Origin of the sequence: Paenibacillus sp. TC-CSREp1 (assembly GCF_050171015.1) — a bacterium.
Classification (GTDB): Bacteria; Bacillota; Bacilli; order Paenibacillales; family Paenibacillaceae; genus Paenibacillus; species Paenibacillus silvae.
In genome coordinates, this window is the sequence record NZ_JBNOKM010000020.1 from 36,638 (window position 1) to 51,317 (window position 14,680).

Sequence of the window (14,680 nt, forward strand, 5' to 3'; positions counted from 1 at the left end):
GGGGTTGTTCTGCTTAGAATCCGAAAAGGGCTATTTTGTTTGATTCCGAGAAAGGGGGCCGTCCCGTGAATAAAAGGAAACTGGTCGTCATCGGCAATGGCATGGCAGGTGTGAAATGTGTAGAAGAGATTGTTGCACTCGAACCGGATATGTACGAGATCGTCATCTACGGGACCGAGCCTCGCCCCAACTACAATCGAATCATGTTATCCAAAGTCCTCCAGGGAGAGCATTCCTTACAGGATATCATCATCCATGACTGGACTTGGTATGCGGAGCGTAAGATCAGGCTGTGTACAGGGGAGACTGTGCACCGGATTGAACCAGACCGTAAATTCATCGAAACAGCATCCGGCAAAAAGGAAACGTACGATATTCTTATCTTGGCCACAGGCTCCTCTCCATATATGCCGCCGATCCCGGGTATTGAAAAGGAGCGTGTGATGTCTTTCCGAACGATAGATGATTGTAACCGCATGTCCCACTACTCCAAGGAGTTCAGCAAAGCTGCCGTGATCGGGGGCGGGTTACTGGGACTGGAGGCTGCACGCGGGCTGCTGCATCTGGGCATGGAAGCGGTGGTAGTCCATAATGCGCCTTATATCATGAACCGGCAGCTGGATGTTGAGGCTGGAGCGATGCTTCAGCATGAGCTTGAAGCTCAGGGGATGTCCTTTCTTTTGAGTAAAAATACACAGAGAATAACCGGACGTTCACAAGCACAGGGGCTGCTTTTTACAGATGGTTCGAAGCTGGAGGCACAGGTCGTTGTGGTCGCTGTTGGCATTCGGCCGAATGTTGAGCTGGCGAGAAGAAGTGGTATTGCCACGAATCGTGCGATTACAGTTGATGATTACATGCGCACGAGTGTGCCTGATATCTATGCTGTTGGAGAATGTGCAGAGCATCGGGGAATAAGTTATGGCCTGGTTGCACCTCTGTATGAGCAGGGTAAAGTGCTTGCGCGTACTTTGTGCGGGCAGAAGACAGCGGAATATATGGGTTCCGTTCCTTATTCGCAGCTTAAAGTATCGGGTATAGATGTATTCTCGGCAGGCGAGATCAGCGGGGAGGGCTTACAGACGGCAGTACAGCATTTAGATCGCATACAGGGGACGTACAAAAAAGTGCTGATGCAAAGTGGTAAGGTGAAGGGCGCCATTTTGTTTGGAAATACGGCTGATGGAACAGCTTTGCTTGGACTGGTGCAGCGTGGGGCTGATGCTGCAGAGCTAGCCCCTCGGGAAGGGGCTACTGATCCGGCTGAGATGGCTGCAGCTGCGCTTCCGAATCAGGAAACGGTGTGCGCCTGCAATAATGTAAGCAAAGCATCCATTTTGAAGGCTATTCATGAGCAGGGGCTGGAGACGGAGGAGCAAGTGAAGCTGCAAACCAAAGCTTCTGGCTCCTGTGGCGGCTGCAGACCGATGGTGGGCGCGCTGCTGAAACACGCGAAACGTGGAATGATTAATGAAGATGCTGCTGCAAGTACAGATTCACGCGATTTTCAAAAGAAGGCGGTAATGCCTGTATGCCGCTGCACGGATATGGGACATGAAGAGCTGAAGCATCAGCTAAGTGGGTTGTGGATGAAGATTGGCAATGACTTGACTTCGATCCTGAAGCAGCTGAATTGGAACTCGGAACAGGGGTGTCCAGTATGTTTTGCCGCTATTCAATTTTATGCTCATATGTCAGGGAACACACAGCCTGAGATGGATACGAAGAATAACATTCACATGTTATCAGATCAACACAGTTCATCCACAGCGTGTATTTCCAGTACGGGGAAAGTCCAGTCAGAGCTTCTTAGCTTATGGAAGGGCGCAGCAATGCCATACAAAGTGATTATAACGATCGCTTCGGGTCCAGAATTATTCGTTCCTGTGCTGGTTACGGATATCGGCCTGCTGGCTTCTCCGGCAGGGTGGGAGATTTACGCAGGAGGTCATGCAGGTCATCCTGTGAAGCAAGGTATTCTTCTGGGTACGGTTGAATCAATCGGGGAAGCTGCGCAGCTTGCCTCAGCCTGTCTGCAATGGTACCGACAAACGGCGTGGTTCGATGAACCAATATGGGCCTGGATGGATCGACTCGGAAGTATGTCCATTCGGGAAACACTTTTGGATACACGGTTTCAACAGGAGCTTGTGCTTAATCGGGAGCAGGAACGTGTGCTTGTCGCGAATGCTGAGCTTGACGGAATGCAAAGGTCAGTTGAAGCGATTCAGTTTCAGATTGAGGCGTGAAGCTTCGAATCATTATTCAGAAAGGCAGGGGGAAGTATGAGCGGAACAGCAGATACGGAACAAGCGGTGTCCAAATTAGTGGTAAAAGAAACCCAATGCCCTTATTGCAGCGTGCAGTGCAAAATGTCGGTGGAAGAGCTGGCTGCGCCTGTTGCTGGTCAGAGACGTGCGGAGTATGCGGTTCAAGGCTTGCCAAACAAGGCTTCACAAGGTCGCTTGTGTGTAAAGGGCCTGAATGCTCATCAGCAAGTATTCAGTCCCGAGCGATTGATGCAGCCGCTCATTCGCCGCGGGGGAGAATTGCAGCCGTGCTCTTGGGAGGAGGCACTTCAGACCATTGCGGATCGTGTTCAGCAGCTTCAGCATACTTATGGGCAAGATACCGTTGGTGTATACGGAGGTGGATCATTAACCAATGAAACGGCCTATCTGCTTGGCAAATTCGCTCGGGTTGCGCTTGGCACCAAGTACATTGATTATAACGGCCGTTTCTGCATGTCAGCTGCCGCTTCTGCTGGCTATAAAGTTTTCGGGATCGACCGCGGTTTAACATTCCCGCTGTCCGACATTCCCAAAGCCGAATGTATTATCCTGGCGGGCACCAATATAGCTGAGTGCCAGCCGACACTGCTGCCTTACTTTAACGAGGCCAAAGAAAATGGAGCATTGATCATCGTCATTGATCCTCGCAAGACGGCAACCGCTGCGATTGCTGATCTTCACTTGCAGGTGAAGCCTGGTATGGATGCACTTTTGGCTGATGCGATGCTGAAGGTGATTCTGGAGGCAGGTTTGGTAGATTCCGCGTTTGTTAAACAACGAACCAGTGGATATGAACAGCTGGTGCAGGAGATGGAAAGTTTGCAGCTTGAACACGCTGCGACCGCGTGCGGAGTTGAACCGGACATGATCCGAAAGGCCGCTATTGCTTATGGAAGTGCAAAAACCGGCATGATTATGACTGCACGCGGGGTGGAGCAGCAAACGGATGGACATATGGCTGTTCGCCGTTTTCTGAATCTGGTGCTGGCAACTGGCAAAATCGGAAGAACAGGTTGTGGATATGGTGCAGTTACCGGGCAAGGGAATGGACAGGGAGGACGAGAGCATGGGCAGAAGGCAGATCAGCTGCCGGGTTATCGTTCTATAGAAAATGCGGAGGACCGTGCCTATATAGCGTCGGTTTGGGGTGTAGAACCCGAGGCTTTGCCGGGTAAAGGTGTGTCGGCTTATGAGATGATGGAGCGCATTCATGAACAGCATATTCGGACCTTGCTCGTTATGGGCTCCAATCCGCTCGTTTCTAACCCCAACGTTCGTCTGGTGGAGGAAGGGCTGCGCAAGCTTGATTTGCTGGTTGTAGCTGATATGTTCTTGTCCGAAACTGCCCGAATGGCGGATATTGTTTTGCCAGTAACGGCTTATATGGAGAATGAGGGTACACTTACGAATCTGGAGGGCCGTGTTCTTCTGCGGGAACAGGGGAGAGCTGCACCGGGAGAGACATTGGATGACTGGGTTATTTTATGCCGAATTGCAACGAAGCTTGGCAAGGGCTCGTGGTTTGAGTTCGAGAAGGCGGAGGATATTTTTAATGAGTTACGAGTGGCAAGCCGTGGTGGTAAGGCAGATTATTATGGCATTACCTATGAGCGTCTGCGTAAGGAGCAGGGGGTGTACTGGCCCTGTCCTTCTGCGGAGCATCAAGGAGAGGGCTTATTGTTCCGCGAACGATTCGCTCATACTGACGGAGAGGCTGCATTTACGTTGGGCTCAAGTCTAGGCTGGGACGATGTTTCAGATGAATATCCCCTGATTCTGACGAATGGGCGAATTCTTCCTCATTATCTGACGGGTGTACAGACTCGCAGAAGTCCGGCTCTATCCGCTCGCGAGCTGGAGAACTTTGTGGAGCTGCATCCGGCAACAGCAGCTCGTCACCGCATTCGTGACGGTGAATGGGTAGAGATCACGTCTGCTTATGGGACATTCACTGTACGTTCCCGAATCAGGGAGTCCATCCGGAATGATACCTTGTTTGTACCTATGCACTGGGGTGGTATTCAGAATGTGAACCGGGCAACAAGGCCGGAACTGGACCCCGTTTGCCGGATGCCTGGATTCAAGACAGCCGCGGTCAGGATTCAACCGTTGCGTTTGGTATGATACGCTCCAGCGGAAAAACGGTATTAAAATGCGCGAATATCATGTTAGGTGCTTCCGAGCTGCTCATCCCTGATTATGCGGGGGGAGTGGCTTTTTGCGTTTTATGCGCAAATATGTACTAGTTCGCAGGTTCGATGTAAACATGATTATGGGCTCATGAAAGAGACGTATATTTTGGTTATGATGTTCATCAGGGGTACATATGTACGTATTTTATTTGTTTTGAACTGTCCGAATTTCGGGTATTCATTTAGGGTTTTACAGGGTTGTATGCTGCTGGTTTAAATTGGATTTGTGCAGCATTCGATGAAGGGAGGCACATTTCTTGAATATATGGGTTACGGTGAAAAGTTTGGGGAAACGCAAGGCTCTCGCAAGGCAAGCAGTCGTGCTTCCGGAAACAACCTGCACCCTTCGGCTTCTTATCGAAAACATGGTCGAAGTGCAGGTACAAGCTTTCGAGGAGAGAAAAAATACTTCGTCCATGCTTGCTTATCTGATGCCGGAGGAGATCGGGGCTCAGGGCGCTGCGGGCAAGGTTGGTTTTGGCTCGGTAAACGGTGAGGGTATTCCTGAACTGGCAGAGGCGAAGGAAGCCGCGATACTGGCATATGAAGACGGACTTTACAAAGTATTTCTGAATGAGCGGGAGCTCGAAGCGCTGGATGAGCCGCTGACGATTGAGGATGGTGCTGATGTGGCCTTTATTCGTTTTACAATGTTAGCTGGACGTCTGTGGTAGGAAGAAGCAGGATGACAAGGAGGAGAACAGAATGAATCAGGAAGATCAGGTACAAACGTATATTGAAGGATTGCAGCAGAAGGCAGGTGCTTTTACCGGACCACAGCTGGAGTTGTCGAAATATATCATCACTCTGGCAGAGTCAACGTATTTGCGTGGGGATGAGGAGAGTTATTTCAATGCGGAAAGACAGCTGGTCAGTCTCGCATTGGAGAAGCAGCAGCCTCTGTTTCAGCCTATTATTGAAGTGCTGGAGCACCTGACCGATGATTCGTTTGTTGCCCGGTTCCGTTATATTGCTGAAGGCGCAACACTCTATCCTTACAGCACCAGCTACGAACGCCGGCCTTTCCGGACTTACGATCCCAGGCAGCATGTCGTGCATGTACTGCGCAAGCTGCTCGGTTTATTTCGCATGGAGGCCAGAGATTTACACTTGATGGATTACCTGACCCTTCGTGAGCAGGATAAGTTTAATCTGTATGAATACCGCAGTGTGCTGCCGGATTGTATTGCCTATGAACTGGATCATCATAATGCTGAAGTCAAGCAGGCGCTGCACGACATAATTTACGGGGATAACCAGTCTGCATTGCTGACAGGTGAAATGATCAAGGGCATGCTCATGAGCGAGCAGACGGATGCTTATCATATGATCGGTGAGCTCTTGATTGCGGCGAGACTGCAGGAGGGACTTCGCCAGAGCATTGTGGAACGCATGGACGAAGGGACGCTTGAAGCGTATATTTACATATTAAAAATAATTCTGGACAACAACCTGACCCGGTTCAGCTCTGTCGTTAGAGCTTTGGGGGTATGGACCGGGCTTGGGCTTGAAGCTGTGAACCAGCGTGTAGTGTCTCAACTGGCCGAACAGGCGTACGAGGCACTTGTTCATGAGGAAGTTCGCGAGGCATGGCGGCAGGAGAAAAATGCCAACAAACTATACATCAGCCTGTGGGCTACAGCTGTTATTGAAGAGAATGATCTTCAAAGCAAAATTGTGGAGATTATGGATCAGGGTGAACTGTATCAGAAAATTGTAGCACAGTATATTCTGGCTAACAGCCAACACTTGGGACTTCGTCTTGCCATGGCACGCAAAACACTGAATGTGCAAGATATTGAATTGATACACTGGGTTGTGCAAAATTATACGGCGGCGTACACGCACAATTGGAGCTTTGAAGAGGGAGAGCATCAGCGCAGCGTGTATGTGCCTCGCTGGGATGTGCTTGAAGATAAAGAGGCACGCCGTCATGACTTTGATTTATTTAAAGAGATGCTGGATTTCATTCCAAAGAGCGGTTCAAGTGGACCTTCCAGAGTGCTGGATTATGTTCAATATCGAATCGGAGCAGATGACGTAATCAAGAAAATGTTATATCTGGCCGCTTATGATATGGATGCGGACTGGATTGCTGAGGTCATAGCCCTGAAGGATCGGTTAAGCCCTGAATTACGTGGCGAGCTGTTATCCCAGTTTGTGCAGGAACCTGATAACGAGGTGCAGCGGCAGTTTGTGTTTGAGAGTTTATCCGACAAGAGCATCAGCAATCGTGAAAGTGCACTGATCAAAGTAAAACGGCTTTCGCTGACTAGCGAGGAGATGCAGCAGATGGAAGCACTGCTGAAGCTCAAAACGGGTTCTCTTCGACAGAAGGTTATTCAAGTTCTGCTGCTGCAGCCGGCTGAGAAGTTGAAGGACTCGGTTGAGCGTTTACTCCAGGCCAAGAGTGAACTGCAGCGTTTGGGAGCGCTTGAGCTGTTAACGGAGATTCAAGGGGATGAAGCACGAGCAGAGCAAATGGAGCAGCTCAAGCCTTTGGCGGAGCAGTTGGATAAGCCTACAGCCAAGGAGCAAAAGCTGCTGGATAAACTGCTTGAAGAAGGTAGCCGCTACACGTCTTCCAATGGATATGGTTTATTTGATCCGAATCGACGTGAACTGCTGCTGGATGAAGAGCGTGACCACAGTGGCAGTGGCCCGAAGGATATCTTTCGGTTATCGCTGGATAAGATCCAAAGTATTCTGGAAGGCTTGAATGCACTGGTTCATGAACACAGGGATCATGAGTATGTTGTGGAGTATTATGCGGGGTACAGAGATACACTGCTTGTCGGAGCCAGTTTGCGCTCAATGGTTCCCTATGCAGAACGATCCAAAATGAAAGAACTGGACCAATTTCCGCTGCCTGAAGTGTGGAAGCAGTATTTTGAGCAGAGTGGACTCACAAATATGCAGCTGCTGCAGCTGTATGTAGAATTGCAGCTAGGCAAGCTGAACAGCAAGCTGAATGAACATTACTCCTTCTACGTCAACCAGTATGAGTATGAGGAATTAAGGAAGATTTCACTGCTGGAGGGTTGGCGCAAAACATTTGCAGAACAGGTTTACCCATTAAACGAGATGATTAAGCTGCATGAAATGATGGAGGCTCTTCCGTATAAACTGCAGGTTCAAGCTCTGATCTCGGCGGCGTTTCTGGATTGTGATTCAAGTGGAATCTTTGAGGTTTCGGAGAGAGCGTGGGCTTCCATTATCTCTAACATGCCAGCTGAGATGTTGGCGAAGGAAACGGCTATGCTGCACATTCTGACAGGTCCGTGGAATTATATTGTAAGAAACAACGTATACGACAATGACAGTTTCAAGCGTTTTTTCCAGACAGCCTATCAATTCTCACATCTTGTAGAGCCTTACCATCCATTATCACTGCTGTCGCTGGATGATTTCCTGCGTGCATATCAGTTAGAGCTGATTGATGATCAGGAAATATATCGGCAGCTGCTGATGGGACATCATCGTTTTGTGTTCATCCGTGACATGACATCGGCTCGTACAGAGCGTATTCAAGATGATCCGAAGCTGATGCATCTGCGGGATACTGTCGTGAATCGCATTCTGGAGATCGAGCTGACGCGGGGAGAATTGTCCACGGAAGTGAGCACGCTTGCGATGAAGCTGGAACGAATCGAGGGAATGGAGCATTGGGTGCATCTGGTCTCTGCGATGGATCAGGATACTTTTGTACGGGGTTATATCTATAGCTACGGGGATAACACGACTCGTAAAGAAACGTTTAGTTACCTGATTAAACATTGTTATCCTCGGGCTGGGGAAGATGAGCAGCTGCTGGGTGAATTGATCCGGAAGTACCCGTTTAACGAGAAAAAGCTGCTGGAGGCAGCGATGTATGCGCCACAATGGATGGAGCTGGTAGCGAGACATCTTGGCTGGGAAGGACTGCGTAGCGGTGCATGGTATTTCCATGCGCATATTAACGAACAGTTTACCGCGGAAAAGGAAACCATTGTGGCACATTACTCGCCAATCCCTGCACAAGATTTTAATGATGGAGCCTTTGATATTGCCTGGTTTGAAGAAGCCTATGCAGCAGTGGGGGAAGAACGTTTCAATCTGCTGTACGATTGTGCCAAGTACATCTCCGGCGGGGCTAATCATCGCAGATCACAATTATTCGCTGATGCCGCGCTGGGCAAGCTTGACCTGAAGGAGATGCGCGATTCCGTTGCCGACAAACGCAACAAGGATCATTTATTGACCTACAGCTTGATTCCACTAGCTGAAGATCGGGATCAGGATTTACGTGAGCGGTACGACTTTATTCAGAAATTCCTGATGCAGAGCAAGCAGTTCGGGGCGCAGCGCCGTGCGAGCGAAGGATTGGCATCCCAGATTGCACTTGGCAATCTTGCACGCAATGCAGGTTATGCTGATGTGACACGCCTCATGTGGGATATGGAGGCTCGCAAGCTGGATGAGATGAAGTCTTATTTCGAACCTCATGCACTTGATGAAGATACGACGGCACATCTCGTTATTGATGATGAGGGCCAGTCGGATCTGGTTATTGTCAGCAAAGGCAAAACGCTGAAATCTGTGCCGGCACGATTTAAAAAAAATGGTTACATTGCAGAACTGAAAGAGTTGAAGTCTGATCTGGCTGATCAATACCGTCGGGCCAAGCAGGAACTGGAGCGCTCCATGAACGCAGGTACGGCTTTTACCTGTCAGGAGATTGCCAATCTGATGAACAATCCAGTAATCCAGCCGCTGATAAAAACATTGATATTCCAATCGGGCACGCAACTTGGAAGATTTGACGCGCAGACTAATGGTTTGATTGCTCCAGGGGCAGAGGGAGTCGCTTATACTCTGAAGGAAGGGGATCAACTGTTGATTGCCCATCCACTGCATTTGTATCAGAGCGGCAACTGGAGCGAGTTCCAGAGAGAACTGTTCGATCGTCAGGAGCGTCAGCCGTTCAAGCAGGTTTTCCGTGAACTTTATCTGCCAAACGAAGATGAGCTTGCACAAGGCACGGTGTCCCGCAGGTATGCCGGTTATCAGATTCAGCCGAACAAAACAGCCAGCCTGCTGAAAAGCCGTCAGTGGACAGTAAGCTATGAAGAGGGATTGCAAAAGGTAAGTTATGAGTATAACTTGATTGCTAATCTCTATGCGATGGCGGACTGGTTCTCCCCGGCTGATACAGAAGCCCCTACGCTGGAAACGGTGCAATTCTATGATCGCCGCACGTATAAACCTGTGGAATTAAAGGATGTTCCGCCCGTATTCTTCTCCGAGGTTATGCGTGATGTTGATCTGGTCGTCAGCATTGCTCATGTAGGCGGTGTTGATCCAGAGGCAAGCCTTACAACGATCGAGATGCGTCATGTCATTGTGAACGAATCCTTGCGTCTGCTCAAAATCAACAATGTGCGTCTGGATGGCAATTATGCACGTATCGACGGTAGTCTGGGCGAATATGCTGTTCATTTAGGAAGCGGTAATGTATTCAAGCAGGCATCAGGTGCATTGCACATTGTGCCAGTACACAGCCAGCATCGCGGACGCATTTTCCTGCCGTTTCTGGATGAAGATCCAAGAACAGCCGAGATTTTGTCCAAGATCGTTCTGTTATCCGAGGATCAAAAAATTAAAGATCCGCAGATTCTTGCTCAGCTGCAGCACTAATCCTACACATGTAGTAAGGAAAGGCCGTCTCGAATGAGGCGGTTTTTCTGGTTAAGGACGGCAGGTGTGATGAGCAAGAGCGGATCAGTTGATACGTGATGTTATGACAATGCTGGTGAATTGCAGATGCCCTATACATACTGGATATGGTAAAATGTACAAAGGTCTAAGGATGTAAAATGATTACATCATGAAGTCGATCATGAATATGACCGGGAGTTTGTGCCTAACTACATGTGACTTGATAAAGGAGAGTGAATTACATCATGTTAATGGTACCATATCGGGAGCAGGATCACGCCAAATTGGTAGCGGTCTGGGAGCGTGCTGTTCGAGCTACACATACATTTCTGGAGGAGCATCACATTCTATTTTATAAACAAATGGTGAGTGAGGCTTTGGAGCAAAAGCAAGTTGAGGTCTGGGAGGCCCTGGATGCCGAGCAGGAGCCAATGGGGTTCATTGGTCTGGATAACAGCTTCATTGAGATGTTGTTTGTAGACGAGCATTTTCAGGGACAAGGTGTCGGTAAATTTCTAGTCTTTCAAACGATGAAGATGAAAGGCACCGAGCTTAGAGTGGATGTCAATGAGCAGAATGAAGGCGCCGCCCGTTTCTATGAGAAGATGGGATTTGTGCAGATTGGTCGGTCGGAGCTGGATGGTTCAGGTAATCCGTTTCCGCTGCTGCATCTCGAAATGAAGCGGACAGGTGCCTAGATGCTTGATTCATAATGTTCTGGTGAAGAGATTCATTCTGTCATCCTGCTGGTGACAGGCTAAAAACCCCCGGCGGTGGCTCCTGAAACAGGAGACACTTCCGGGGGTTTTGGTTTGGCTTACCGATCAGCTGCGGTCATTGGACCGGGCAAGAAGGGGGATTTTTTTCGAAAAAAATTAATGTGTCTCTTCGTCCAGAAACGGTTTGTTCACTGCATAATACATAAAGCCCATCAGCAGCACGCCGCCAACCAGATTGCCCAAAGTCACTGGCACCAGGTTGTGAATTACACCGCCAAACGAGATGGTTCCCGGGTGATTCAACACAAGCGCAATTGCAAATGTACACATATTCGCGATGCTGTGCTCATAGCCCGAGATGAAAAAGCAAAAAACAAAGAGCATCATGGCAAACATTTTGGCGCCATTTTCCTTCATGAACATCGGAACGAAAAAGGCCAGACATACCAGCCAGTTACAGAGAATGCCGCGGAAAAAGAGCTGCATCGCTGGCGCCTCCATCTTGTGCTCGACCACACTCAGCAAGAAACCGTTAACCTGTGCTGAATCAAACAGTCCCGTCAGGTAGATCAGCAGGGCAAACACTGCCGCACCCATCAAATTACCGCTGTAGCTCGCAATCCACAGCTTAATAACTTCAAGCCAGCGCAGCTTTTTGCGCAGTGCCGCATAGGTGTAATAGAATGTGTTGCCTGTGAATAGGTCGCCGCCGCCATAAGCAATCAGGATGATTGCTGCACCGAAGGTGATCGCTGCCATAGGGTATGTAAACGGGGAATCCTCCATATAGAAGAAATTTCCCGTCTTGAACGCGACTATCACGCCGAAGCCGATAAACATGCTGGCCAGCATGGAGCGCGCCAAATATCGAAGCAGGCTTTGTTTATAGATTTTGTGTTTCTTCAGAGCAAGCTGCTCCACACCGCGTAAACCTTCCGTTTCCATCATTCGCCTCCTGTATGTAATAAATCATCTAGTATTTCTATATTATACCTGTAATTTACTTCAATAGTTCACCGAAATAAAAGAATTTGAAGTTTAGGATTGCGGTTTGGGCGCCTCTACGGGAAAAGGAAACATGCAGCTGCGCCAGATTTCAGCCTGCTGCTCTTCTGTTCGCTCATGCGGCACATGTTCTTCGGCATACGATCGCTCCAGCTTTTCACGCATAAAAGCCGCTGCATGGGGATTAGGGCGAGCGTGAAATTTTTGGATGAATTCGCTATTTACATCGATTTCTCTCATTTTGCTTAGTGCACTATTCAATAACGGACTGCCCGCGTACAACAATGAGGCGGTCTCTTCGCATTCGAATTTGAGGAAAAGAAGGGCCTTCTGAATGGCATGAATCTCGCCTTGAGTGAGGTATACGGCTTGAGTAACCTCCGTCGCTTCTTCTGCCGAGTGTCCTTTAATCGGTTCTGATGAAAGCTGTTTATCGTTGGATTTCATTGTTCCTCACGTCCCGATATAGAATGAAGTTCCCTTGTGGCGGCAGCACCGAACTCTGGATGTGATTGGAGAGATTCCAGCGCATGTACAGCTTGGGGAAGCTGTTTATTTGCTTTTATCACAGCGAAGGCAGCGCTTTGGAGCAAAATATATGCGTCCGATTCAATGACATTCCGAGCCAGCTCAATTTCAGCCTCGGTAACGGGCAGCAGGGCTAACGTCATTAAAGCATAGATCTGCACATCCTCGTCTTCCTCCACATTGCGTACCAACTGTCCTGCTGCTTCGCAAATCGTATCTAGAAGTGGAGAAGCTTCCGCCATACCAAGAGCACGCCAGGCTTCAATACGAACTAAATCATCCTCCTCTGTGCACATGCCAAGAGCAAGAACTCGCCGGGTTAATTCAGGATCATGCAATTCAATGATCTGACGAAGTGCTTCCTGTTTTTCGTGAGAAGAGGCTGAGTCGAAATCAAGAGCATCTAATGGGTTATTTAATTCTTCGGTAGACATGTATATCATTCACCTCCTGAATAAGTTCAAGATTGAGGCGGGAGCTGTATTGGGCGTGCTTGAAGCGCTTCTTCTACAATCTGCTCCGCAGTTAACTCGCGTTCATCCCAGAAAATCAGATTACTAACCTCTGCATAGGGCAGCGCCTGCTGCACCTCGGTTAACATGTCGTCCAGTTCCTGCTCGGTTCCTTCCGCATTCATAATTTTACGAACTAACATAACGAGATGTTGATGGTTGGACATGGTCATACCTCCTGAATAATTAACTCAATAAATAGGAAAGCGATAGTCGCTTAATCGGATATGGGCTGATTCCAGGGATCGTATTTTACAAAAATGGGCAGTATTTTCGGCCCTAGGGTAAGATGCAAAACATCTCTCTTCTGTGCCGCGAAGGAGATGATATAGTCTCCAAAGTGTGGCTCATATTCAAAGTGTTCAAATGTGACCGTTTGGCCTGGATATTTTGCAGCTACGTACAATGTTGCGGCTCCTCTTGCCAGCAGTTCCTTCACCACAGGGATCTGAGCAGCAAGCATGACTGCGATCAGTATAGCGATGATATGCTTCATATAACGTTGAAGAAAATGAGTCAAAAGTAAATCCCCCCAACCGATGACGATGTCTATGCATAGTCTATCATTGTTAGGGGGAAAGATCATGGTCACAAGGTCGCTTTTTAATTGATCTGTATAGCAATATTGCCGAACTGCTCACCTTTCTCCATACGTTCGAATGCTTGTGCGGTATGTTCAAGTGAATAGATGCTGTCTACTACGGGACGAATCTGATGTTTCTCTACCAAGTCCAGCATCTGCACAAACTCTTCGCGGCTGCCCATGGAGGTGCCAATCAGACTGATCTGTGGAAAAAAGATCGAACGAATCGGCAGATGCAGGTCATCGCCCGAGCTTGCGCCAAACATTACAATTCGTCCGCCCGGTCTGATGATCTGCTCGTATTTGGGAAACATCGCTTGTCCGATACTGTCCAGGATGATGTCTACAGGATTGTCCCTGTTCAACATATTTCCCCAGTCTCCATGACTATCCAAAGCTTGAACCGCACCGAGACGTAACGCCTCAGCTCGTTTAACTTCACTTCTGGAGCTTACGGTTACCTTCGCTCCTGCAGCTGCTGCCATGAGCAAGGCATACGTAGCGACACCTCCTCCAATGCCGGGAATGAAGAGATGTTCACCAGCCTGGAGTCCGCCACGAGTAAACAACGCCCGATAAGCTGTCAGCGCAGCAAGAGATAAGACCCCGGCTTCGTTCCAGGAGAGGTGGGCAGGCTTGGGGAGCACATTGCTGGCAGGCAGCGCAATATATTGTGCGAGCGTTCCGTCGGTTGGACCACCGACAATCCCCGGAACAACAGGCACGTCTGCGGTATGCTGCCAGTCGAGAGTCGGATGAATGATTACCGGATCACCTGCAACGATATGTTGCACACCGTCGCCGACCTCGACCACAATACCTGCTCCGTCTGATCCAGGAATAAGTGGAGTGTCTTGGGGCATTCGGTCTGACATAATGAAGAGATCGCGGTGATTGAGTCCGGCAGAGCGCAGCTGCACCACGACATGTCCGGGTTCTGCTTTCGGGACTGCACAGGTTGAATAGTGAAGACCTTTCAGACCGGCTTGTTCAGAATGTATTATGGCCTTCATTGTTTTTATAGCTTTCATGAGGTTACCTCCTAAATGATATAGATAAGCTGCTTATTTACACATCATCGCAGTGTTTGTGTAAAGATAAAGCCTATTACCGAGTCATTGTACAGGCAGGCTGAAAACACGTAAAATAAACA

11 protein-coding genes are annotated in these 14,680 nt (G+C 48.9%); 5 read left to right on the forward strand and 6 right to left on the reverse strand.

The features are described 5' to 3' along the window. Positions 1–65 precede the first annotated feature (65 nt). The 5 genes from ACQSGY_RS25390 to ACQSGY_RS25410 all read left to right on the forward strand — a co-directional run bounded on the left by ACQSGY_RS25390 (position 66) and on the right by ACQSGY_RS25410 (position 10,878). A complete protein-coding gene (locus tag ACQSGY_RS25390) occupies positions 66–2,249 on the forward strand; it encodes an FAD-dependent oxidoreductase (protein ID WP_427181441.1) in 2,184 nt (727 codons plus the stop codon). A gap of 36 nt (positions 2,250–2,285) precedes the next feature. Then, positions 2,286–4,415, forward strand: coding sequence for an assimilatory nitrate reductase catalytic subunit NasC (gene nasC / locus ACQSGY_RS25395; protein WP_427181442.1), 2,130 nt, complete (start codon positions 2,286–2,288; stop codon positions 4,413–4,415). A 325-nt stretch (positions 4,416–4,740) separates the two neighbouring features. Continuing rightward, positions 4,741–5,157: a hypothetical protein gene (locus ACQSGY_RS25400; protein WP_427181443.1), complete on the forward strand. Its 417-nt coding sequence runs from the start codon at positions 4,741–4,743 to the stop codon at positions 5,155–5,157. Between the two features lie 31 nt (positions 5,158–5,188). Beyond that, on the forward strand, positions 5,189–10,159 hold the full coding sequence (locus tag ACQSGY_RS25405; protein ID WP_427181444.1) for a DUF4132 domain-containing protein: 4,971 nt from the start codon (positions 5,189–5,191) through the stop codon (positions 10,157–10,159). Between the two features lie 266 nt (positions 10,160–10,425). Beyond that, positions 10,426–10,878, forward strand: coding sequence for a GNAT family N-acetyltransferase (locus ACQSGY_RS25410; RefSeq protein WP_427181445.1), 453 nt, complete (start codon positions 10,426–10,428; stop codon positions 10,876–10,878). Between the two features lie 177 nt (positions 10,879–11,055). Here the strand turns inward: ACQSGY_RS25410 and ACQSGY_RS25415 are convergent, their stop codons facing one another. The 6 genes from ACQSGY_RS25415 to ACQSGY_RS25440 all read right to left on the reverse strand — a co-directional run bounded on the left by ACQSGY_RS25415 (position 11,056) and on the right by ACQSGY_RS25440 (position 14,540). Further along, the gene (locus ACQSGY_RS25415) at positions 11,056–11,844 is read right to left on the reverse strand and encodes a formate/nitrite transporter family protein (protein ID WP_427181475.1); all 789 of its coding nucleotides are present in this window, start codon (positions 11,842–11,844) and stop codon (positions 11,056–11,058) included. 93 nt (positions 11,845–11,937) lie between these two features. After that, entirely contained in the window at positions 11,938–12,351 is a 414-nt protein-coding gene (locus ACQSGY_RS25420) for a hypothetical protein (RefSeq protein WP_427181446.1), read from the reverse strand. Beyond that, on the reverse strand, positions 12,348–12,866 hold the full coding sequence (locus ACQSGY_RS25425; RefSeq protein ID WP_427181447.1) for a hypothetical protein: 519 nt from the start codon (positions 12,864–12,866) through the stop codon (positions 12,348–12,350). Before ACQSGY_RS25425 ends, ACQSGY_RS25420 begins: the two co-directional genes overlap by 4 nt. A gap of 26 nt (positions 12,867–12,892) precedes the next feature. Then, positions 12,893–13,111, reverse strand: a complete 219-nt coding sequence (locus tag ACQSGY_RS25430) for a bacteriocin immunity protein (protein ID WP_427181448.1) — start codon at positions 13,109–13,111, stop codon at positions 12,893–12,895. 50 nt (positions 13,112–13,161) lie between these two features. Beyond that, positions 13,162–13,464 carry a hypothetical protein gene (locus ACQSGY_RS25435; protein ID WP_426334136.1) on the reverse strand — a complete coding sequence of 101 codons (303 nt, stop codon included), beginning with the start codon at positions 13,462–13,464 and terminating at the stop codon, positions 13,162–13,164. Between the two features lie 83 nt (positions 13,465–13,547). After that, entirely contained in the window at positions 13,548–14,540 is a 993-nt protein-coding gene (locus ACQSGY_RS25440; RefSeq protein WP_427181476.1) for a zinc-binding dehydrogenase, read from the reverse strand. Positions 14,541–14,680: the final 140 nt, after the last annotated feature.